The sequence below is a fragment of the Nicoliella sp. ESL1120 genome, assembly GCF_058508515.1.
Genome location: NZ_CP196383.1, coordinates 277,875 through 299,658, shown reverse-complemented (window position 1 = coordinate 299,658; position 21,784 = coordinate 277,875). Strand labels below are relative to the sequence as shown.

The 21,784-nt window shown below is 38.4% G+C and carries 18 protein-coding genes and 1 tRNA gene; 6 read left to right on the top strand and 13 right to left on the bottom strand.

Annotation, left to right across the window (positions count from 1 at the left end; translation table 11 throughout):
* Positions 1-11: 11 nt before the first annotated feature.
* Complete coding sequence (locus ACSYTE_RS01375) at positions 12-524, bottom strand: hypothetical protein (RefSeq protein WP_491716937.1); 513 nt, start codon at positions 522-524, stop codon at positions 12-14.
* A gap of 286 nt (positions 525-810) precedes the next feature.
* On the opposite strand from ACSYTE_RS01375, the gene ACSYTE_RS01370 reads away from it, so the two are divergent.
* The 3 genes from ACSYTE_RS01370 (at position 811) to pnuC (ending at position 5,006) form a co-directional block, all read left to right on the top strand.
* Complete coding sequence (locus ACSYTE_RS01370) at positions 811-2,151, top strand: dihydrolipoyl dehydrogenase family protein (RefSeq protein ID WP_491716936.1); 1,341 nt, start codon at positions 811-813, stop codon at positions 2,149-2,151.
* 305 nt (positions 2,152-2,456) lie between these two features.
* On the top strand, positions 2,457-4,097 hold the full coding sequence (locus ACSYTE_RS01365) for a peptide ABC transporter substrate-binding protein (RefSeq protein WP_491716935.1): 1,641 nt from the start codon (positions 2,457-2,459) through the stop codon (positions 4,095-4,097).
* A 144-nt stretch (positions 4,098-4,241) separates the two neighbouring features.
* Positions 4,242-5,006, top strand: coding sequence for a nicotinamide riboside transporter PnuC (gene pnuC, locus ACSYTE_RS01360; protein ID WP_491716934.1), 765 nt, complete (start codon positions 4,242-4,244; stop codon positions 5,004-5,006).
* Positions 5,007-5,084: 78 nt separating this feature from the next.
* On the opposite strand, the gene ACSYTE_RS01355 is transcribed toward pnuC, so the two are convergent.
* From ACSYTE_RS01355 to ACSYTE_RS01345, 3 genes are all read right to left on the bottom strand, one after another.
* A complete protein-coding gene (locus ACSYTE_RS01355) occupies positions 5,085-6,005 on the bottom strand; it encodes a lactate/malate family dehydrogenase (RefSeq protein ID WP_491716933.1) in 921 nt (306 codons plus the stop codon).
* 49 nt (positions 6,006-6,054) lie between these two features.
* Entirely contained in the window at positions 6,055-6,534 is a 480-nt protein-coding gene (gene rlmH, locus ACSYTE_RS01350; RefSeq protein ID WP_491716932.1) for a 23S rRNA (pseudouridine(1915)-N(3))-methyltransferase RlmH, read from the bottom strand.
* Positions 6,535-6,890: 356 nt separating this feature from the next.
* A complete protein-coding gene (locus ACSYTE_RS01345; RefSeq protein ID WP_491716931.1) occupies positions 6,891-8,258 on the bottom strand; it encodes an aspartate ammonia-lyase in 1,368 nt (455 codons plus the stop codon).
* Positions 8,259-8,399: 141 nt separating this feature from the next.
* Here ACSYTE_RS01345 and ACSYTE_RS01340 point away from each other — a divergent pair, with 141 nt between their 5' ends.
* Positions 8,400-9,197 carry a MetQ/NlpA family ABC transporter substrate-binding protein gene (locus tag ACSYTE_RS01340; protein WP_491716930.1) on the top strand — a complete coding sequence of 266 codons (798 nt, stop codon included), beginning with the start codon at positions 8,400-8,402 and terminating at the stop codon, positions 9,195-9,197.
* A 62-nt stretch (positions 9,198-9,259) separates the two neighbouring features.
* Here ACSYTE_RS01340 and ACSYTE_RS01335 read toward each other — a convergent pair whose 3' ends face one another.
* The 6 genes from ACSYTE_RS01335 to yycF all read right to left on the bottom strand — a co-directional run bounded on the left by ACSYTE_RS01335 (position 9,260) and on the right by yycF (position 16,188).
* A complete protein-coding gene (locus tag ACSYTE_RS01335) occupies positions 9,260-10,525 on the bottom strand; it encodes a S1C family serine protease (RefSeq protein ID WP_491716929.1) in 1,266 nt (421 codons plus the stop codon).
* Positions 10,526-10,625: 100 nt separating this feature from the next.
* Positions 10,626-11,438: an MBL fold metallo-hydrolase gene (locus ACSYTE_RS01330; RefSeq protein ID WP_491716928.1), complete on the bottom strand. Its 813-nt coding sequence runs from the start codon at positions 11,436-11,438 to the stop codon at positions 10,626-10,628.
* A 28-nt stretch (positions 11,439-11,466) separates the two neighbouring features.
* Positions 11,467-12,291, bottom strand: coding sequence for a two-component system regulatory protein YycI (locus tag ACSYTE_RS01325; RefSeq protein WP_491716927.1), 825 nt, complete (start codon positions 12,289-12,291; stop codon positions 11,467-11,469).
* Between the two features lie 13 nt (positions 12,292-12,304).
* The gene (locus tag ACSYTE_RS01320; RefSeq protein WP_491716926.1) at positions 12,305-13,609 is read right to left on the bottom strand and encodes a YycH family regulatory protein; all 1,305 of its coding nucleotides are present in this window, start codon (positions 13,607-13,609) and stop codon (positions 12,305-12,307) included.
* On the bottom strand, positions 13,599-15,455 hold the full coding sequence (walK, locus tag ACSYTE_RS01315) for a cell wall metabolism sensor histidine kinase WalK (protein ID WP_491716925.1): 1,857 nt from the start codon (positions 15,453-15,455) through the stop codon (positions 13,599-13,601). Before walK ends, ACSYTE_RS01320 begins: the two co-directional genes overlap by 11 nt.
* Before the next feature lie 31 nt (positions 15,456-15,486).
* Complete coding sequence (gene yycF, locus ACSYTE_RS01310) at positions 15,487-16,188, bottom strand: response regulator YycF (protein WP_491716924.1); 702 nt, start codon at positions 16,186-16,188, stop codon at positions 15,487-15,489.
* Between the two features lie 257 nt (positions 16,189-16,445).
* Here yycF and ACSYTE_RS01305 point away from each other — a divergent pair.
* Positions 16,446-16,518, top strand: a tRNA-Lys gene (locus ACSYTE_RS01305).
* 224 nt (positions 16,519-16,742) lie between these two features.
* On the opposite strand, the gene ACSYTE_RS01300 is transcribed toward ACSYTE_RS01305, so the two are convergent.
* Together ACSYTE_RS01300 and ACSYTE_RS01295 are read right to left on the bottom strand one after the other, a co-directional pair.
* Entirely contained in the window at positions 16,743-17,030 is a 288-nt protein-coding gene (locus ACSYTE_RS01300) for a hypothetical protein (RefSeq protein ID WP_491716923.1), read from the bottom strand.
* Between the two features lie 66 nt (positions 17,031-17,096).
* Positions 17,097-19,634, bottom strand: coding sequence for an excinuclease ABC subunit UvrA (locus tag ACSYTE_RS01295; protein WP_491716922.1), 2,538 nt, complete (start codon positions 19,632-19,634; stop codon positions 17,097-17,099).
* A gap of 186 nt (positions 19,635-19,820) precedes the next feature.
* On the opposite strand from ACSYTE_RS01295, the gene ACSYTE_RS01290 reads away from it, so the two are divergent.
* Positions 19,821-20,807 carry a D-alanyl-D-alanine carboxypeptidase family protein gene (locus tag ACSYTE_RS01290; protein WP_491716921.1) on the top strand — a complete coding sequence of 329 codons (987 nt, stop codon included), beginning with the start codon at positions 19,821-19,823 and terminating at the stop codon, positions 20,805-20,807.
* Between the two features lie 34 nt (positions 20,808-20,841).
* On the opposite strand, the gene ACSYTE_RS01285 is transcribed toward ACSYTE_RS01290, so the two are convergent.
* Positions 20,842-21,507, bottom strand: coding sequence for a triose-phosphate isomerase (locus tag ACSYTE_RS01285; protein WP_491716920.1), 666 nt, complete (start codon positions 21,505-21,507; stop codon positions 20,842-20,844).
* Positions 21,508-21,784 lie beyond the last annotated feature (277 nt).

The window sequence follows — 21,784 nt, the reverse complement described above, 5'->3', positions numbered from 1 at the left end:
ACTCCCCCCAATTACTTATAAAATCTCCTTGCTTGCACAACGATATAAATTAATCCAAATAGCCCCGTCAAAAAACTAAAGGCATATCTCAACATAAAGATAAATAGTTTTATCAAAATCCAGATAATAACGGCACGGGAGCCCAGACCATTAACTGATAACGAGAGCGATGATGCAAAAAACATTTGGCTAAAAGTGCTACTATCACCAACTTTGCTGCCAATTTCTCTTAAAATCGTAACTGTAAATGGATATAATACCAAATTCAATAAATTATATATTCCTGAATTAATAAAAAACCAGCCATAAATAATAAAACCAATGATTCCGAAACCATATTGAACCAACCAAAAGCTTAGTGGTTGCATTTTAAAAACATTGATTATCCATTCAAGGACTGCTATATGACCATTTTTGTTCCGATTGTTAAGCCTAGAACTATTATTAACTTTTCTATGTAATCGCGATTTATTTTGATCATCATCATTATCAGAATAAGTGCCAAATCTTGGCTTATCACCCATAAACAACCACTCCCATATATAATTTAACTTAATATAATTTTATTATAAGACTAGTAAGTGTGCAAAGTTAATTATCTAAATGTTTAGTGGAATGGTATCGTAGGTTAATGGGACGAAAGCAAACAAATACCTTGTACACAATCTATTTTGTGATATCATGAAAGATGTTAATTGATATTTATTAACCCCCAATATTATTCAGTTGAAATGATTCAGCGAATAACCAAAAAGAAGCGCTATTATAACGCTCCTTTTTTGTAGGTAGATATATTAAGGAGGAAGCAGCATGAAGAATCCACAATACGATTACGATGTAATGTTCATTGGCGCAGGGCATGCTTCGGACGGGGCGTCACTACTAGTTCGAAATGGCTACAAAGTTGCTAAAATCGAAGCTGAACGCGTCGGTGGCACCTGTGCGAACTGGGCTTGTAACGCTAAGGTCGTTTTAGATGGTGCCGTTGAACTAGCTAGAACCCAGGAACGATTGGCTAAGATCGCACGGGGCGATTTAAAAATGAGCTGGGATGCTAACATGGCACATAAGCATCAAGTGATTAGACCGCTAGATAAGAATATGGAAAAACGATTCGTCAATGCGGGCATCGATGTCATTCGGGGCTGGGCTAAGTTATTGGATTCCCATACTGTCGACATTGATGGGCACAAATTCACTTCGGATCAATTCGTAATTGCAACTGGGCTGCACCCAAATAAATTAAACGTACCAGGAATTGAATTGACTCATGATAGTAAGGATTTCTTAGACCTTGAACCGCTCCCCAAACGAATGACGATCATCGGCTCTGGCTACATCAGCATGGAATTTGCAACGATTGCCAATGCATTCGGTAGCGAAGTCACCATCATGATGCACGGTAACCGCGCGTTACGTAAATTTCATGAACCATACGTTCAAAAGGTAGTCGATGACCTCACTAAGCGTGGCGTTAAATTCATCCCCAACGCAAACGTAACTGGTATTACTCAGGAGAATGACCAACTCGTTGTTGAATATCGAGATGGCCAAAAATTAGCTACCGATTGGATTTTAGATGCTACCGGACGGAATCCCAACCTTACTGGTTATGGACTAGATGAACTAGGAATTAATTATAGTGACCATGGGATTCAGGTTAATGGTAAGATGCAGACCAACATTGCGAATATCTTTGCCGCAGGTGATGTTGCTGATACCGACCAACCTAAGTTGACCCCGACCGCAACTCATCATTCTAATTACATCGCCCACTTTATCATGGGCGATACTGACAAGGACATGCAGCCCTACGTGGTTCCGACCGTGACATTTACATCACCTCGCATCGCTGAAGCTGGGGTATCAGTTAAGGAAGCAAAGGCCCATCCCGAACAATACAAATTAGTTGAAAGCGACGTTACGGGAGCATGGTTCCGACAAATTACTCAAGATCAGATTGCTGATCAAGCATTAATTTTTGATCATGATGACCATCTAGTTGGTGCTACTGAAGTAAGTGAAGAGGCCGAAGATTTCATTAATGGAGTTTTACCAGCAATCGCACTGAAGCTCAACCGTGAACAAAGGGAACAACTGGCGCCACTATTCCCTTCGATCATGCATGAAGGTTGGAAAAATTTAATCTAATTAAAATTTACACTTGCTTTAATATTTTCTTAATGATATATTAATATTAATTTAAAACGAACGGAGGAAATATTGCTATGTTATTTGTAGACCCAAAAACTGAATTTTGTATGTGTTCAATTTTAGTCGACATTGACGATTGCAATGTTTCTAGAATCTTTTTGTGCTAGATAAGTAGATTAATTGAACACACTTAATTAATAGCATGAAAAATTTAGAAAAGCCTCGTTAGATGTCGCTAGTCGACACCTAACGGGGCTTTTTTGTTTGTTAAAATTAATTTATATATATTGGAGTGAAGTTTTATGGCAACCCGTTTTAAAAAATTAAGTCAATTTGGATTAACAGCTGCACTAGCAGTATTGGTGTTAGCTGGGTGTAGCAACACCAAGAATTCTTCAGATTCTAATGCTAGTTCCAAGAAGACTTTGGAATGGATGAGTCCTGCATCAATTGCCACTCTAGATCCATCCAAAGCCGTTGATCAAATTAGTGATCAGACCCTTTATAATAGTAACCAGGGATTATTGGTCCTTGCAGGTGAAAATAAGGTTTCGCCTGGAATCGCTAAAAGTTATTCAGTATCTAAGGATGGTAAAACATATACTTTCAACCTACGTCACTCTAAATGGAGTAATGGTAAACCGTTGACTGCCCAAGATTTCGTATATGGGATCCAAAGAAGTGCCAATCCTAAGACCGCTTCTCAAATGGCCTATTACCTTGGTAACATTACTGGATACGATGCAATTCAAAGTGGCAAGGCAAAGCCAACGACCCTAGGGGTTAAGGCAGAGGGTAAATACAAGCTCGTCTTTAATTTGGTAAAACCACAAACTTACTTCAAGACGTTAGTTACGCTGCCAATCTTCTACGCCCAAAGCGAAGCCGTGGTTAAGCAATATGGATCCAGTTACGGAACCACCAGCCAAAAGATCGTTTCCAATGGACCATTCACGGTTACCAAATGGACTGGTAGCAATGATAAATGGTCGCTTAAGAAAAATCCTTACTACTGGAATGCTAGCGCCACTAAGCTAAATAATATTAACTACCACGTTATTAAAGATCCACAAACTGGTTTAAACCAATACCAAACTGGTAAATTGGATGAATTACAACTTTCTGGAAAAGAACAAGTTAAAAACTTTAAAAATAGCAAGCAATTAGTTAACCGAAACACCCTTTCAATGGTTTACCTTTCTGTTAACCAAACGACAGTTCCCGCATTCAAGAATTGGAAAATTAGACGGGCCCTTTCACTTTCGATCAACCGAAACCAATTAGTAAATGATATCTTAGGTGATGGATCGCTTGCTGCTAAAGGATTTGTTCAGGAGAAGCTCGCCTCTAGAAATGGGCAGGACTTCGCTGATGCCGCTTACGTCCCAGATTCTTCTAGCTACAACCTAACAAAGGCTAAACAACTATGGAAGCAAGGCCTAAGCGAAGTTGGTATCAAGAGCCTTAATGTATCAATCCTAAATAGTGATGATGATTCAAGTAAACAGGTAAATGAATTTGTTCAAAGCCAATTCCAGAAACTACCTGGCTTAAAGGTTACGAACGAATTATTACCACACACCACAGTTACAGGTAAGACACTTAAGTCTGATTACCAAATCAGTGTTTCTGGTTGGAACCCATCCATCACAGACCCCGTTTCACCACTTCAAACTAAGGTGACCGGTAACGCGATTAACACTTCTAAGTGGTCGAACAAACAATACGACGAACTAGTTGCACGTTCAAAGGATCAAGATGCCAATGATCCAGCAAAACGGTGGGATGATTTAGTATCTGCTGAAAAGATCTTAATGAAAGATCAAGGGGTAATTCCACTTTACCAAAAGAGTATGCCTGAAGTAATTAAGTCCAATATCAAGGGGATTAAGTACTTCCCTAACGGTCCAATTTGGGATTTTGCCCATGCATACGTAGATTAGTTTTAAAAAAGCCGCTCATTGAGCGACTTTTTTTATTACCATAATCATGTATAATTAAAAATGATTAATTTGCTGTAATTTTAAATTACACAACCAGCGTTGCTTCCGAACACGGCTGGCTAAAAACAACAAGGAGATTTTTAAATGAAAACAATTAGTATCACATCATTTTGGAACAGCCTAATCCGCATCCCTAATGATTTAAGAGTTATTTTTAATCCGAAGCGAATCGTAAATGAGTTAATTTCATTAAAACCATTTACAATGATCTTAATGGTGTTAATGACCATTACAAACATTATCGTATTCATATTTGCTAAGGATTTTTCCTGGCTCGGTTGGATTGGGTTAGCTACCACGATTTCAACCGTCTTCAACCTCATCTTGGTTGACCAAGGACGAATTACCAACTACTTTTGGGGCTTGATCAGCGTCAGTGTGTGGTTAATTATCGCAGCCGAGAATCGCCTCATTGGTGATATCGCTTCCCAGTTATTTTACTGGGTCATGCAATTCGTGGGCCTATCGGTTTGGAATGCAGAAATCAATCGCCAAGCTGACCACCGCGAATTGAATGCTCGGAAGATGACACTCTTACAGGGCCTTTGTTGGACAATTGTATGTATCATTAGTTACTTAGTCGTGTTACATTTCAGCAAGGCGTTAAACGGCACACAGATCTACCTCGATGCCGCCTTACTCCCGCTTGGTATCGTAGGCCAGATATTAATGACCTACGGATATAGCTCGCAGTGGGTTGCCTGGATCATTTTAAACGTTATTAGTCTTGTCATTTGGTTCAACCAGTTTCAAGCGCTTAGTCCAGCATCCACAACCATGCTAGCGTTGCAAATTATGAAGTTAATCAACTCAATCTATGGGTATTGGCTTTGGCGGCATAACGAATAAACCATTTTGACCAGCAAATTAATCAATTAAATCAAACTAAAATAGCCACCATGGGGATTTCCCCTGGTGGCTTTGTTATTATTCATCCTTATATTGATTAAAATTATCGGTAATAAATTGAGCGGACTTAGCTAACTTCTCTTTTTCGTCATCAGTTAAATTAATTGGCACATCTTCAATGATTCCATGCCGTCCAACAATGACTGGATATGACATGTAGTTATTGAAATCAGGACGGTAATTGGAGACCACCACTTCGGTCTTCCCATCATTTAACACAATCGTTGCTAACCTAGTAACAGCTGCTGCAATGGCATAATTAGTATACTTTTTACCGAAAAAGACCTTATCACCATCGCTAATTGATTGTTGTGATAATGCATCTAGATCCAAGTGGCCATCTTGATTCAACTCAGCCATAGAATGACCACGAACTGAAACTGTTGACCATGCTGTAAACTGTGAATTACCATGTTCACCCAAGTTAAAGCCATTAACTGAACGGGGGTCAACGTTAAACTGTTTGCCGACAATCGTCTTCATCCGTGCTGAGTCGAGCATCGTTCCACTCCCAAACACCCGCTTTTTATCAAAACCAGTAAACTGTTGATAAACTTGGGTAATCACATCACATGGATTGGTAATGACAATTAAAACCCCTTGATAATTAATTGCCTTGAGCTTTGCACTAACCTGCTTAGCCTGTTGGATATTGAACACCATTTCACCAAAGCGATTGCCATCTTCTTCAATGCCAATGTTACCTAGTGCTGAAATCACAATATCTGCATCTTGTAACGCATCGTAATCATTCGTTATAATATTCGTTTTGGTTGCTAGATTTGGCATTGCTTGTAAGTAGTCCAAACTATCCGCTTGTAACTTTTCTTCGTTTGGATCAATCAATACTAAGTCATCAACTAATCCAGCAACGATAATTTGATGGGCTACCGTTGAACCAACGTGTCCCAATCCAATAATTCCAATTTTTCTAGCCATAAATTCAGCTCCTTTATCATCTAATTGGGTTAATTATAATCCAATTTGACTACTTATGATATGGTGATCCAGCATTGATCATAAATGCACGGTAAATTTGTTCAGTTAAGACTAAACGCATCAATTGGTGGGGAAGCGTAAACCGCCCGAATGAAATCTGGGTATCGGCACGTTTTAATACCGCTTCTGATAGTCCTAGCGATCCACCAATCACGAACGTAATGTCGGAATGACCATAAGTCGCCAGTTGATCGATTTCCTTAGCAAATTCTTCGGAAGAGCGTTCCTTCCCTAAAATAGCAAGTGCATATACATACTCCCGATCACTAACTTTTGCTAAAATTCGGGCCCCCTCTTTTTCGATCACATCATTCATTTGGGCTTGACTTAGGGACTCGGGAGCTTGCTCATCGGGGACTTCTACGATTTTAAATTTGCAGAATCGCGAGAGGCGTTTAGCATATTCTTGGATCCCCGCTTTAAAATACTTCTCCTTTAATTTGCCAACCACTACCAGTTTTATGTTCATTTTTATACATCTCCTTATTAGTTATCCACAGTTTTTCATAAACCTGTGGATAACTTGTGGATAACTACCCCTGTATTTTGTGTTTGGGACAATTTTTTTACCCATATATTGATTTTTGATAAGTGATTAATCCAATAACAGTCTAATAATGAATAATTACTATTAAAACAACGTGAAGCGCAATTGTTTCACGTTGTTTATTTTGATATTTCACAAAATGCTAAATTAACTTCCTTATAAACACTAGAATATTTTAACATTTTAAAAATTATTTTTCACAATCAATTCAGCTTGTTTCCCAAAATGAATATTTAAGAATAAAAAAGACCTTGATCATCAATCAAGGTCTCACATAATTATTTTTCTTCATTCGTTAGTACAGCTGGTGAAAAAAGATGTTCAATTTCATCAATTGGTAATAACTTCTCTTCGATCGCAACATTTTTAACGGATCGATTTTCTGCTAAGCCCTTTTTAATTAGGCGAGTTGTTTTTTCATAACCAATCTTAGGACTTAGAACGGTTGCAGTAACTGCGGAATTATCAACATCAGCAGCACACTGTTCTTCATTTACTTTAAGATCATTCAAACAGTTATCTACCAAAGTTTTAATCGCCCCTGTTAAATGCTCTTCAGCAGTCAAAATGCTCTTAAACATGATTGGTTCAAAGGCATTCAATTCTAGTTGACCAGCCTCTGCAGCCATCGAAACTGTCGTATCAAAACCAGCGACCTCAAACGCCACTTGATTAACTACTTCAGGAATTACCGGGTTAATTTTATCTGGCATAATAGATGAACCCGCCTGGCGCTTAGGCAGGGCCAATTCGTTCAATCCTGCCTTAGGACCACTTGCTAACAATCTCAAATCGTTACTTACCTTTGAAAGGTCAAGTGCCAATGTCTTTAACACCCCAGAAAACGTAACAAAATGGTCGCTGTTTTGAATTGCGTCAATTAAATCTTCATCAGTCGCTAATTCTAGTCCTGAAACAACGTTCAAAGCTTCTACTACATGTTTCTGGTAATAATCAGTCGCATTAATCCCCGTTCCGATTGCAGTTCCGCCAAGGCTGACGGTCTTTAATTCATTTGTTGCCGCACTGATTCGTTTTAGATCGCGTGTAAACAGAGTTGCATAAGCATTAAAACTCTTTCCATATGTAGTGGGAACAGCATCCTGTAACTGAGTCCGCCCTACTTTAATGGTTTCACTATAGCGATTGCTTAAATTTTTAAATTGATCAACCAATCGTTTTACCTGTGCACGTAAAGGTGGCAGTAGCTTTAGCATTGCCATTTTACCAGCAGTTGGGTAGGTATCATTAGTTGATTGACTTTGGTTAACGTCATCATTAGGATGAATTTTAACATCTGGATGCAATTTCATTGCGACGTTGGCAACAACTTCATTCGTATTCATATTAGTAGAAGTCCCAGCCCCACCTTGAATTGATGGAACGATAAAAGCTGAAAAGTCCTTTTCATGTAATAACTTATCACATGCATCCACAATTGCACTTGCTTTTTTTCGATCTAGAGTTTCTGCATTAGCATTGATTTGAGCCGCTGCTTTTTTAATTTCAATGTAACTTTGAATTAACAAGGGGTCGTTCTTTTCCTTTGTTATTGGGAAGTTACCAGCTGCCCGCAAAGCATGAATCCCATATAAAGCATCGTCTGGAACTTTCATTTCGCCAACACAATCTTTTTCAATCCGCATCAAAATGCATCTCCTTAAATTAACCATATGTTATAAAACGTTACATTAAGTATACAAGGAATAAAATATTTGTCAATATTAGTGGCTTAATTTATGTTAAAATACGGTTAATAATAATATGAGCATTGAGGGGAATTCAACTTGAACAAATCAATTAAGGGATTGAGTGCAATTATTGCAATCCTATTTTTAACAATTAGCCTTGCGGGTTGTGGTAAAAAAGCAACGCGAGTAAAAATCGGCATTATTGATACTGACGTTAAAATATGGCAACCAACAGTTGATAAACTCAAAAAGCAGGGCATCGACCTAGTCCTAACCCAGTTCAGTTCGTATGATCAACCCAATGGCTCTTTGTTCCACAATGAGATTGATATCAATGCCTTTCAAACTAATGCCTACCTAAAGGATTGGAATCATGAAAATAAGGCTAACTTAACGGCAATTGGTAAAACTTATACGTCACCAATGGGGATTTATTCGCGCTCCATCAAAAAATTATCGGAGCTTAAGCGTGGAGATACGATTGCATTGCCAAGTGATGATGCTAATAAAGCACGTGCACTGCGCCTATTACAGGATGCAGGGGTATTAAAGCTCAATCACGATCCAACACCCCAAGTTAGCGATGTAACCAAAAATCGGCATAAATTTAGATTTTTCACAGTTGATGCATCCCAAACCGTCCGTGATATGAGTGATTCTACAATTGCGGTCGTAAATAATAACTTTGCAATGGCAAACCATTTAACTACTAAACAGGCACTTTATTTAGAACCACAGCGACTAATAAATAATGCTGATGTAAATGTAATCGTAGTGAATAAAAATGATCGAAATAAAAAGGTCTATAAAAAAATTGTTAAGGCCTTTAGGTCAAATCAAAATAAGCAATACATCAAAAAAATCTCTGATAATTCAGATCAACCACAATGGTAAAAAATAAGCGGCTTCCCAATTAATTGGAAAGCCGCTTATTTATATGTTTCACGTGAAACATTTTATTTTTGAGAACTACTACTACTGCTGCTATTATTAACCTTTAATTGAGAAGATTCCTCAGTTAGTTTAACATTAGTAGTTTTCTTTTCACCATCACGGTAGTAAGTCAATGAAACAGTATCGCCTAATTTATAGGAGTAAAGGATATTTCTAATTTGATCTTGATTAGTAATCTTCTTGCCACCCAATTCGGTAATTACATCGTACTTCTTCAATCCAGCATTAGCTGCTGGTGAATTTGCAGTAACAGTCATAACTGCAGCTCCAGAAGTAACATCATCAGGAAGTTTTAAGATGGACTTTCGATCGCTACTTGAAACATTCGATAGGTCAACATATTCAATCCCCAGTGCAGGACGCACGATCTTTCCACTCTTGATCAACTGGTTAATGATCTTAATAACTTCGTTACTTGGAATTGCAAATCCAATTCCTTCAACACTAGTCCCAGAGGTATCAGAGGATAACTTCATCGAATTGATTCCAATCACTTGGCCAGCTAGGTTAATCAATGGGCCACCTGAATTACCAGGATTGATGGCGGCATCGGTTTGAATTACAGAAGCGTAGTTACCGGTGGCTTGCCCACTTTCTGTCGTAAGTGGCACCTGACGATTCTTAGCCGAAACGATCCCTTGGGTAAGAGATGAAGCGTAATTCGTTCCCAATGGAGAACCAATTGCAAGCGCAGTTTCACCGACCTTAATATTATCGGAATCACCAAATGAAGCGACTTGAGTCACCTTGCTAGAGCTAATTTTAATAACTGCTAGGTCAGTAACTGAATCCTTCCCCACAATTTTAGCTTGCATTTTTTGCCCATTGCTCAAAATAACCTGCAAAGCTGAAGAACCAGCAACCACATGGTTATTAGTAACAATATAAGCACTATCACCACTCGTTTTATAAATCACCCCAGAACCTTCACTAGTGGTTTGCAAAGTAGAACCAGATGACTTAGAAGAATTACCGAATAATGATGCAAAGGAGTCGCTAGATGAGCTAACCTTTTGGAGATTAATAACTGATACAACTGAATTTTTGACGTTTTTATAAACCGATTCAGCCTGAGTTTGAACATTTACTTTTAAATTACTATTTTGAGCAGTTCCGCCAGAATTGGATCCATTAGGAACAGCTACTTCTCCAGTAATTGGATTATCGTTTTGGAGATAGGAAATGCCACCATATGCAATCCCTCCACCAAGGAGCCCCGTAACAAGAGAAGTCAATCCGACCTTAAAAAGTAGCGATTTTGATTTCATAGACAGCGCGTTAATAAAACGCTTCCTCCCTTATTTCTTTTAACATATCATACCTAATTTTAAATTAGAAATGGTAATGTTTTAACTTATTTTTACCATTTTATAAATTAATTAATTTTGTCGGTTCACATACATCTGTATCATAAATTGAAAAATCATTCTCAACATCGAACCCCTTGGCCGTCAATATATCAGCGACTGTTTGATGAGCAACTAGTTTAGTGTTGTTATGATGGCTTCGATGGGTAATAAAAATCGCCTTGGTATCATCGCCAATTACGTTCGCCAAAACAACAGCCTCATCTTCATTAGACATATGTCCAGTATCATTTATAATCCGTTGCTTCAAAGGCCAAGGATAAGATCCGTTCATTAACATCTCAACATCGTAATTACATTCTAATGCGAATGCACTCGAATCATTAATGTATTTCTGAATCGTTTCTGAAATATATCCAGTATCAGTAATTAGAACAAATTTCTTAGTCCCACTTTGAAACATATAACATTGTTCCAGTGCTGCATCATGGGAAACCCCAAAACTTTGCACTTTAACATCATCGAATTCTTGAATCGTGCCCACTGGAAAAACGACCCGTTGTTTTTCTGCAATTACACCTATTGAATTTGGGAAGGCATCCCAAGTCTCTTGGTTAGCAAAAACTTTCAGCTTCGGGCAACGTCTGGCTAGGACCCCGACCCCCTTCGCATGATCAGAATGTTCATGTGAAACAAAAAGCATGTCGATATCATTAATTGAACGATCGATTTTTTTCAATAAATTACTAATTTTGATACCACTCAATCCTGCATCCAATAAAATTTGGTGCTCATTAGTTTCGATATATGCAACGTTTCCTGAACTCCCACTTGAGAGAATGCTAACCCGCATTATATTTGAATCATTACTCATTTATTTAATCACGCATTTCTAATTATTTTTACATATTTGCCAGTTGATTTTTGAGACTATCATTATCGATGATCGAACCACTAAACGCATTAATACACTTAATTTGTAACCCATCAGAGTTAGCCGTCTTATATGCAATAATCCATGTTGGAATAAAAATATAGTTTTGTTTAACGGCAATATATTGGGTATATGACAAGCTAGTCCATTCAATTCGTGAATTATTAGGAATTTCATTATATTGATACAACGCACTTAATGCTTGTTCTTCAGAAATTGTCTGTGATTTTTCACGAAGCGTTACTAAGTTATCCAAATAAGTCTGAGTATAACTGACCAATCTTTTATCACCATCATTATTGCTAATGTTAAAACGAATCTCTCCATAATTTGAATATAATTGAGAACCATATGACTTTTGGACGTAAACAATGGTTGAACTGCTGGATAGTTGACTATTATATTGATAATCACTTCCATTAATGACAAATGAATCACTCTTGATCAACTGGTTCAACTTTTCTTCAGGATGAGATGAATACATTGCAATTGGTCGTTTAAACTCACTTTGCAAGGTGTGATTACTAAATTTAGTCGTTTGATTTTCTAATTGACCAACAGATTGCCTAATTATGTCATCACGAGTTCCGGAAATATAGTAACCGTTACCATTCGTCTTAGTTGGCGTTTTTAACGTAATTTGATCATTTCGCATTTCTTTAATAATGTTTGAATCCCCAGAACCATCAGTTTGCGTTTGAGGATTTATATTCTGATTCAAAATGGAAAATAGCATGATGTCGATAATTATAAACGTAATTAAAAAAATAATTTGAATTCTTTTAAAGTTCATCTTCTATCCTCCATTATTTACCAGCTAAAATATCATCGTAACTAATCCAATTATTACCATAACGAACATACCAAGTTGGAATTAAGTTAACCAATACATCCGTTTTAGAGCTACCATGCCAACTATACCCTAACTCAATTCCATTGATCTTATTGCTCTTATAACCTAATTTCTTAAGGGTTTCCAAAACATCCTCCGTACTTGGTAGCTTTACATCAGGCACCCCACTTGGGACTGGAATTTGTAAACTAGCCAGTGAGAATTGGTATTTTAATGAGGAGTTATTATCCACCTGCATGCTAATGAACCCAGAATTAATGTTATTAAAAATTGGAAATCCTTCAACATAGCCACGATAAGTCGTGGTTTGGTTCTTATCGTTATAACCAAAGTACTTCACATTATCCAGTGAGATTCCAGAATTAATTAACATATTATAATTATTATACAAAATTTGATTCAGGCTATCTGGGATGGACTTTGGTCGTTCATCAACGTACTTAACATCATTATTACTATAAAAAGTTATCTGTTTGGAGTCTTGGTCATTATAAACCGTTGAATGACTTTCATGTTTAACGTTAAAGTTCAGCGATTCGCCTAGCAATCTGGTAACATAGTAATTTTGCTGTTGAACGTTCACTAAATAAGCATACTGAGGCATTTCTTGATCTTTTTTAAAGTAGATTAGTGGTTGGTTATTGAAAAATTTCATTGAAACATCAATTCGTTTCATCTTAGTATCCAAAAAGTCATTCAAACTACTTAAGCTATGCTTTTTAATTGATATCTTATAAATCCTGTACCCATTATCATTTAATAAATAAATGTGTCTGGAATCATCCAATGGCAAAATCACCCGATTCACCTTATAGTCAGGAAATTTACCAAAACTCTTATTCATAAATTCGTTTAAGATTGGCATTGAAACTTGGCTAGAATAATTGAGCATATATGAATCAGAACGTCTCAACAACCTAAGGTATTCTTCCTTAGATCCAAAGGTAGTGGATTCAATTTTCACATCCTTAAAATTATGGATGTCCTCCCTAATTTCACCAATTAAGTTAATCGATTGATTAACTAATAAATGCTGATTACCATTTTCATCAATATGCATTAATTGGGTCGGTGCATAAACATCGTACAATGGCTTGTTATTTAGTTGATTTTTAATATTCGTACCTGCACTACTAGAAGCATTATTTTTATAATGCGATGGATTCAACCAAAGCGATCCAGATAAAATAATACTAATGATCACTGCCACAGTCAGTAAAAAAGGTAGTAAATATTTTCCCAAGCGATTAATTCTCATCCCATAAATCCTCCTCCATTGGTTCATAAGGGAGCGAAATAAAGAATGTCGAACCCTTGCCATCCTCACTTTTAACCCAAATATGACCACCTTGCGCTTCAATTACCTCACGCGAAATAGAAAGCCCTAATCCAGTCCCACCTTGGGCTCTGGAGCGCGCCTTATCAACCCGATAAAATCGGTCGAAAATATGGTCAATTGCATTCTTCGGGATTCCTAGTCCCTGATCGGAAATGCTCAAGATAACTTGATTATGAGTTTCATACAGTGAGCAGGTGATTTGTCCCCCATCTGGTGAGTATTTCATGGCATTGTTCATAATATTATCAATCACCTGGGTAAAACGATCGGCATCGATTTCAACCCACAGAGTTTGTTTAGTAAAATTACGAATGATTTTATAATTATTATTTACGTCAATTCCCTGTTCGGTTTTATTGCCGTTCTTAATGATCATATCAAATTGATTTAAAATATAATTGAACAACTCATTTAAATTAATCATCTCTTTATTGATTTTTTGAGTCCCGGAATCCATCCGTGAAAGGGTCAATAAATCGTTGATCATCCGAATCATTCGATCAGTTTCGTCTTGAGCAACCTTCAAGAAGTTCGGGGCAATTTCCTTATCTTGCCAAGCCCCATCCTGTAAAGCTTCAATATACGAATGAACACTGGTCAACGGGGTCCTTAATTCATGGGAAACATTAGATACAAATTGTTTTCTATCTTTATCAATCTTTTGTTGCTCAGTAACATCCCGTAATACACACACTAACCCACTAATAAAACCAGACTCCCGTTGGATCGATGTAAAATGGGCATGCAAAATTAAATCACGCCCCTCATGGGTGTAATCTAATGAAATCTCTTCTGGTTGTTCTAGTAATTGACGGAGTGAGTAATCATCTTGAATCCCTAAAATATCAAGGATTGAATGCCCAATGATGTGTTCTTCAGCTAAATCCAAGAACTTTGCAGCTTCATAGTTGACAATAATAATATTTCCACGTCGATCAGTAGCTAACACTCCATCGGTCATATTAGAAAGAACTGAATCCAGCCGCCGCCGTTCAGATTCAGTCGTCTCTTGTGATTCTTCAACCTTCACAGAAAGGTTGTTGACCGCCATTGCTAATTGGCCTAACTCATCTTTTCCATAGACCTGCACTTGTCCAGAATAATCGCCTCGCGCAATTTGCAATGTCTGCTTCTTCATTTCATCAATCGGACGAGTGATCGCACGTGAAATCACAATCGACATTAAAATGCCCAATAGCACCGCAATTGCAGCAGCAGCTAAATAGATGATCGTAATATTATTAATCGTTGTATAAACTGGATTTAGACTCGCTTTGATGTAAATCGCACCGACAACGTCCCCATTTTGGCTCCGTAAAAGAGGCGTTACCTTAATAAAGTACTTATTATCATCAGGCTGAATCGTCCTCGTCACAGTTTTATTATTATGAATGGCATCTTTAATGCCAGAATCAACCGATTTTTGGCCAACGATAGCTTGATTATTCGCTTGATTAGTCCCCCGAATGATTCCCTTGCTATCGATGATCTGCACTTGATTATCATTATTATTATCAATATCAGAAAGCAGAGAACGAATCGAAGCGTCAGCCTTTTTAGTATTGGTTTTGGAAAGTTGGTTGGTTAGAGCGTTATTAACGTAAGTTGGTAATTGTAGCTGATTTTCAAATGTTTGTACGTTTTTCTTTTCCAACTGGGTAACAAAAACGCCACCGACAATTTCCAAAGTTACTAATAGCATTAAAACGAACACTAATGCCATTTTAAAATCAATTGATTGAAAGAACTTGAATCGCTTATTCAAAACAGGAATACCCCTTTAAAAGCTAGTCCCCCTACTCGTTTTCTGAGTTTCTAAGGTAGTAACCAACCCCACGGCGGGTCACTAACCATACTGGATGACTAGGATTATCTTCTATTTTTTCACGTAACCGTCGAACGGTAACGTCTACGGTGCGGACATCACCAAAGTAGTCATATCCCCACACCGTTTGTAACAAATGTTCACGGGTCATCACTTGACCAATGTGTTGTGCTAAATAATGTAATAATTCAAACTCACGGTGCGTTAATTCAATGCTTTCGCCCCGTTTAGTAACTGAGTAGGCTTGGGGATGAATTACCAAATCACCGATTTTAATATCTTGGTTATCATCATCGGAAGAGTTATCATTAGCGGTTTGCCGACGTAAATTAGCCTTTACCCGCGCTACCAATTCTCGATTTGAGAACGGTTTGGTAACATAGTCATCAGCCCCTAATTCCAGCCCTAACACCTTGTCTAACTCAGAATCCTTAGCTGTCACCATGATTATTGGCGTATCATGACTTTTCCGTACTTGACGAGCAACTTCTAGTCCATCGATTTTGGGAAGCATTAAATCCAAAATAATCAAGTCTGGATTTTCTTCATCGACTTTTTCAAGTGCTTCTTCTCCATCGTAAGCGACTGAAACATCATAGCCCTCTTTTACCAAATTGAATTTTTCAATATCAGTAATTGGCTTTTCATCATCTACTACAAGAATTTTTTTCATATTTAATTTACCTCTTAAAAAACGATTTCTAGTTATATTTTCTTTTTTGGTACTTTCGATTACTTTTAGGTTTGAACAGCTAATAAATTATCAGCTTCAAATTAAATTATATCACGGACATACCCTTTGTTCATTGTATTAAAATGCAATTAAAGAACTTTTTTAAACTTTTTTGAAAAAAAGGGTTGCCTTTTTATTTCTCAAATGATATTATATAAATCGTTGATATTTTAGTGATATCGATTTCCGAAACATTTGGGCAGTTAGCTCAGCTGGCAGAGCAACGGACTCTTAATCCGTGGGTCCAGGGTTCGATCCCCTGACTGCCCATCAAATGAGAAGTAGCTATTATGATAAGGTGTTATAAAGCCTATCGTGATAGCTTTTTTACATTCTAGAGAAGATTTTTAAATAAAATAAACTGTTGGGTGTAGTGGGATGTAAGGCTATTCAATTCATTTTGGGTAGCCTTTTCATTTGGCATTTATTGGACATCAACTTTATGAAAATTAAAAATGGTAACCGACTTTAACCCTTAGTCAGTTACCATTTTTTTACTTATGAAGCACTTCCTTATCCATCCCAGAAATAAAGGTCAGCTTGTTGCCGCTCTTTACTAATGAAAATGGTTGGGAAGATTTATTAGCAACGCTCCGCCAATGATTAGCACTAGTTTGCTTAATTTTGACGTACTGCCCATTAACGTTGGCCCGCTTACCACTTACCAATACCTTTAAATCACTATTATGCCAATAGCCATTCAGCAACGCAGCATTCACTGATGTAGCACCAGCCATCGAAAGACTAGCCGCCGCAAATAGAAGCAAAAATAATCTTTTCATTTGATTACCCTCTTATGTAAATTTAGGATGCATCATCATTATACACCTAAATTTAATCACAATTGTTTACAACAGTCGGTCCAGTTGCATGCGCTTTGCTAAATACTTGCCCGTCTGGCTTTCCTTAGATTTAGCGATGTCTACTGGGGTGCCAGTAGCCACCACTTTACCACCTAGGTTACCACCCTTAGGACCCAGATCAATGACGTAATCGGCATTCATGATCACGTCCAAATCGTGTTCGATCACAACGACTGTCGCACCCTTATCAATTAACTGTTGAAAAACTTGGTTCAAGACCTCAACGTCCTTGGGATGCAACCCGACAGATGGTTCATCAAATACGAATAGGGTATCATCTTGCTTGCGCCCCATTTGAGATACCAGCTTCAAACGTTGCGCCTCACCACCGGACAAGATGGGCGTACTTTCGCCCAGGATCAAGTAACCGAGCCCCATCTGTGCAAGTGCATTTAAGGTGGCTGCGATCTTTGGTTCATCCTTGAAGACTTGCAACGCATCGGTAACTGACAACGCCAAAATATCGGCAATGCTGTAGTGATGCCACTTTACAGCTAGGGTATCAGGAGCATAACGCTTCCCATGACAAACTGGACAAGTCATCGTCATATCGGGAAGGTATTGAACATCTAGTGAGATCGTCCCCGTCCCCTGACAATTAGGGCAGGCCCCGTCCTTAACGTTGTAGGAGAAGTGCCCTTCGTTCCAGTGGTGTTTTTTAGCCAAAGGGGTATTGGCAAATAATTTGCGCACTGGATCCCAAATTCCACAATACGTTGCCACCGTGGAACGTACGTTTTTACCAATGGGGACCGAATTAATTTCAATCACCCGACTAAGGCCGTTGCTGTTGAAGTGGTCAATGTAATTTGGCAGTGGCTGCGCATCTGCTTGGCATTGCATGGCTTTGACCAATCCGCCCATGACTAGCGTTGACTTACCTGCTCCAGAGTATCCTGAAAAGACGGTCAGCCGATTTTTTGGAATCTTAATCCCAACGTCATTTAAGTTATGCTGCTTTGTGATGTGGAGCTCAAGTTGCCCATTTTGAAAAATTTGATTTGCAGCTGCTTGAGGACGTTCGATAATCTTTCCCTGGCCCTTTAAAAAAGGTGCAATGATCGAATTGGGTTTTTGTTTAACCTCATCAGGCGTTCCATAATCAATTACCTGGCCACCCAGGCGTCCTGCCTTCGGGCCAATTTCAATGATGTAATCAGCTGCTGAAATGATATCAATATTATGGTCCACCACGACCAATGAATTCCCCTGGCTAACTAATTGTCGCAAAATTTCGATCAAGCCAGCAACGTTCGCGGCATGTAGCCCCACTGAGGGTTCATCTAATACGTATAAAACACCGATCGTTTGACTCCTTAGCGTTCGGCCCAATTGAATCCGCTGCAATTCACCAGTTGATAATGTATTCCCAGCACGCCCCAATGTTAAGTAGTCTAATCCCAGGTCATATAACGGTTTGATGGCCGCCTTAAATTCGTTGATTAGACTAGTTGCCAGTTCATGCATATCATTTGGTAATGAATGATCTAAATCAGCTAAAAATGGGACTAAGTCGAGGAGCGTCATCTCGCTGACTTCTGCAATGTCTTTACCAAATAGCTTTGTTGTTAAAACATCTGGATCAAACCGCTGCCCGTGACAACGCGGACAGGTATCGAAGGCATAAAAGCGATTCAAGCGCTTGATCGAACGGGGATTCTTGGTGGTCTTCATACTATCTTCAACGGCTGCGAATGCATTTTCATACTTCGCATTCAAGTTGAACACCCGTCCCGTCTTAGATGGCATGCTGATTTGATACTTCTTACCAGGTCCATTGAACACGAGGTCCTTTTCGCGTGCGGTCAGGTCCTTAAATGGAACGTCGATGCGAATCCCTACCTCCCTAGCAACGGTTGGCATGAAGTTTCGACCTGGTAAGTGCCAAGAAGCAACGGCACCATCTTCAATCGTTTCGTTCTCATCCTCGATCAACGATGATTTAAGGATTTGGCGCACCTTACCAGTCCCTTGACATTCCTTACATGCCCCCTCGGCATTAAATGCAAATGATTCCGCACTGGGGGCGGAGAATTTAACCCCACAGGTTGGACACTGAATCTTGCCCATCTCATGACCCTCAACATCCATTGCCTGGGCCACCTTAATCGTTGGTGGCACCGTGTGACCGTTCGGACAGGTATAAGATCCCAGCCGTGAGAACATTAATCGTAAAACGTTCAACCCCTCAGACATGGTACCGACGGTCGAGCGATTCCCAGGAACCGTTGGCCGTTGTCGTAGTGCAATCGCTGATGGTAAGTACTCAATCTTATCAACGTTGGGATGAGCATCTTGTCCAATTCGCCGCCGCGTGTAAGTAGAAAGCGCATTTAAATAGCGCCGCGCCCCCTCGGCATACAGTGTCCCCATCGCAAGTGATGATTTGCCAGAACCAGAAACTCCCGTGATCGCAACGAATGCGTTCAAAGGAATTGATACGTTAATGTTTTTTAAGTTATTGACCTTAGCCCCGTAGACTTTGATGTCGTCGGGGATGGTTTCCTTATGTTGAATCGCCATATTAAATCGCTCCTCTTTATTTTTATAATTTAAACATTGTCAAAAATCAACTAGTTAAATAACCTTAAATCCACGATTATTATTTCATAATCGTGAATTTTAATTTACAAAAGGATAACATTTATAAATAAATGTTCATTTAGGAATATGATTAATATAATTACATAAATTTTAGAGGTGAATTGAATGTTTCACAAATCAAGTATCAAAAGATTTTCAATTATTTTAGTGACCTCCGTGACTTTCGGAACGGTTGCTACAACTACGGTTACAAATGCTAGTTATACACCAGATTACAATGCTTCAACAGGAGTCACTGGTGATGATGAACTAATTACTTCCGCAACTGCACTTAGCAAACTTAAGAATAGTGCGGTGGCAGCCGCTGCAATGGATTCTAGTACCGGTCAATTTGTATATTCCAAAAATGGTAGTACTAAATATGCAATTGCATCTACCACCAAGTTATTGACCCTCTACCTCGCCATTCAAAAGGCCAAAAGATTAAATCAATGGGGACACTTAGTAACGATTTCCAGTAGCCTTAGTAAGATGAGCAAGAGTTATGATCTAGGTAATTTTAGGATGAACACAGGGAGTCGTTATACCGTTCGTAGCCTTTATAAAGCCGCTTTGATCGCATCATCAAATAGCGCTGCGATTGCTTTGGGCCAATACGTTGCTGGATCAAATAATAAATTCATAGCAATGATGAATAAGCAAGCTGATGCTTGGGGAATTTCCAACCAAGCCCATTTTGTTTCAGCATCTGGATTGGAAAACACAGACCTTTACCGTTACGGATTCAAATACGGTAGTCGTTCTGATTATAACAAAGTCAGCGCAAGAGCAATAACAACCATTGCCCAACACCTACTTAAGTTATATCCATCAATCGTCAACGATGCTAATCATCGTTACGCTACTTTAGATGGTCAAACGCTTAAAAATGAAAATGAACTGCTTCCTGGTGGTAGTAGTTACAATCCCGCCCTTAAGGTCGATGGCCTCAAGACGGGTTATACTCCACTTGCTGGCTACTGTTTAGTAAGTACGAGTAAGAATAACGGTCAACGGTTGATCGTTACCACCTTAAATGATAAAAAGGGTTCTAAAGACCAAACGCGAATGATTGCCGCAATTTACAAATATTCATCATTATTCAATGATTAATAAAAATGCACTTCAAAATGAAGTGCATTTTTTATTATGATAATGGTTTTAAAATCGTATCAAGTTGTTCAAAAGTCTTGAACCGATCACCGATTAAGACCCCGTCAATCCCAAGTTGCTTAGCTAATTTAGCTTCTCGTGGTTCAACGTGACCACCCAATACTAAACGATACTTAACATTGTCATACTTAGAGAGAATCTTTTTGAGTTCTTTGAAGGTCCGTTCGGCAGTCTCATCAGTATAAAGCCGCTTGCCTTCCAAGGTCGACTTAATTGATTCCCATGAAATGATTACTTCATGATTACTTAAGTCCAAGTCCCCAACAATTTTATTGAATTCTTCTTCAATTCCATCTTCATCGTTTTGAGATCCCATACAGATGATTGGAACAATTTTATGACGCAGGGCATTTTCCAGCTTGTTGTGAATAATGTCGTATCCTTCGTGTAACTGAATCCGCCGTTCCAAGTGTCCAACAAAAGCATACTTGATGCCAAGGTAATGCAATTCATCAGCGGATGGTTCACCGACAGTCCGCTTGGTAATTGTAATGTTTTGGGATGCTTCTTGGAAATGATTAAAATGATTAGGTTGCAACATCACTGGTGAAATGATTAAGTCAGGCTTAAAAGAATGTTTTTCAACATCATCCATCATTTTTTGTTGTTCTCTAACAGGCATTAAAGTCTTAAAATTCATAATACATAGCATATTGAATTACTCCTTAGTTATGAAAAATACTTAATAGGTCAATAATAGCACATCTGTATATCAGACAGATAATATTTTCACCTACGAATTAGCCAAATTATGATTAACACCGCAACTAACAAAATTAAAACATTTTGCTTTGTTTTCCCATTATTAGCTCGAATGAGCCATTCATTAAAGCGAATTAGGTTAAGGCGTTGGACTAAGCGGGGATGCTTAATTAACAGCCATTTCCAAAAACGGTATATTAAGTAAAATACAAGTA

What these genes read in the sequence shown, in the direction of transcription:
- ACSYTE_RS01375 (WP_491716937.1), bottom strand. Translation starts at nt 524, where the DNA reads ATGGGTGATAAGCCAAGATTTGGCACTTATTCTGATAATGATGATGAT.
- ACSYTE_RS01370 (WP_491716936.1), top strand. Translation starts at nt 811, where the DNA reads ATGAAGAATCCACAATACGATTACGATGTAATGTTCATTGGCGCAGGG.
- ACSYTE_RS01365 (WP_491716935.1), top strand. Translation starts at nt 2,457, where the DNA reads ATGGCAACCCGTTTTAAAAAATTAAGTCAATTTGGATTAACAGCTGCA.
- pnuC (WP_491716934.1), top strand. Translation starts at nt 4,242, where the DNA reads ATGAAAACAATTAGTATCACATCATTTTGGAACAGCCTAATCCGCATC.
- ACSYTE_RS01355 (WP_491716933.1), bottom strand. Translation starts at nt 6,005, where the DNA reads ATGGCTAGAAAAATTGGAATTATTGGATTGGGACACGTTGGTTCAACG.
- rlmH (WP_491716932.1), bottom strand. Translation starts at nt 6,534, where the DNA reads ATGAACATAAAACTGGTAGTGGTTGGCAAATTAAAGGAGAAGTATTTT.
- ACSYTE_RS01345 (WP_491716931.1), bottom strand. Translation starts at nt 8,258, where the DNA reads ATGCGGATTGAAAAAGATTGTGTTGGCGAAATGAAAGTTCCAGACGAT.
- ACSYTE_RS01335 (WP_491716929.1), bottom strand. Translation starts at nt 10,525, where the DNA reads ATGAAATCAAAATCGCTACTTTTTAAGGTCGGATTGACTTCTCTTGTT.
- ACSYTE_RS01330 (WP_491716928.1), bottom strand. Translation starts at nt 11,438, where the DNA reads ATGAGTAATGATTCAAATATAATGCGGGTTAGCATTCTCTCAAGTGGG.
- ACSYTE_RS01325 (WP_491716927.1), bottom strand. Translation starts at nt 12,291, where the DNA reads ATGAACTTTAAAAGAATTCAAATTATTTTTTTAATTACGTTTATAATT.
- ACSYTE_RS01320 (WP_491716926.1), bottom strand. Translation starts at nt 13,609, where the DNA reads ATGAGAATTAATCGCTTGGGAAAATATTTACTACCTTTTTTACTGACT.
- yycF (WP_491716924.1), bottom strand. Translation starts at nt 16,188, where the DNA reads ATGAAAAAAATTCTTGTAGTAGATGATGAAAAGCCAATTACTGATATT.
- ACSYTE_RS01300 (WP_491716923.1), bottom strand. Translation starts at nt 17,030, where the DNA reads ATGAAAAGATTATTTTTGCTTCTATTTGCGGCGGCTAGTCTTTCGATG.
- ACSYTE_RS01295 (WP_491716922.1), bottom strand. Translation starts at nt 19,634, where the DNA reads ATGGCGATTCAACATAAGGAAACCATCCCCGACGACATCAAAGTCTAC.
- ACSYTE_RS01290 (WP_491716921.1), top strand. Translation starts at nt 19,821, where the DNA reads ATGTTTCACAAATCAAGTATCAAAAGATTTTCAATTATTTTAGTGACC.
- ACSYTE_RS01285 (WP_491716920.1), bottom strand. Translation starts at nt 21,507, where the DNA reads ATGAATTTTAAGACTTTAATGCCTGTTAGAGAACAACAAAAAATGATG.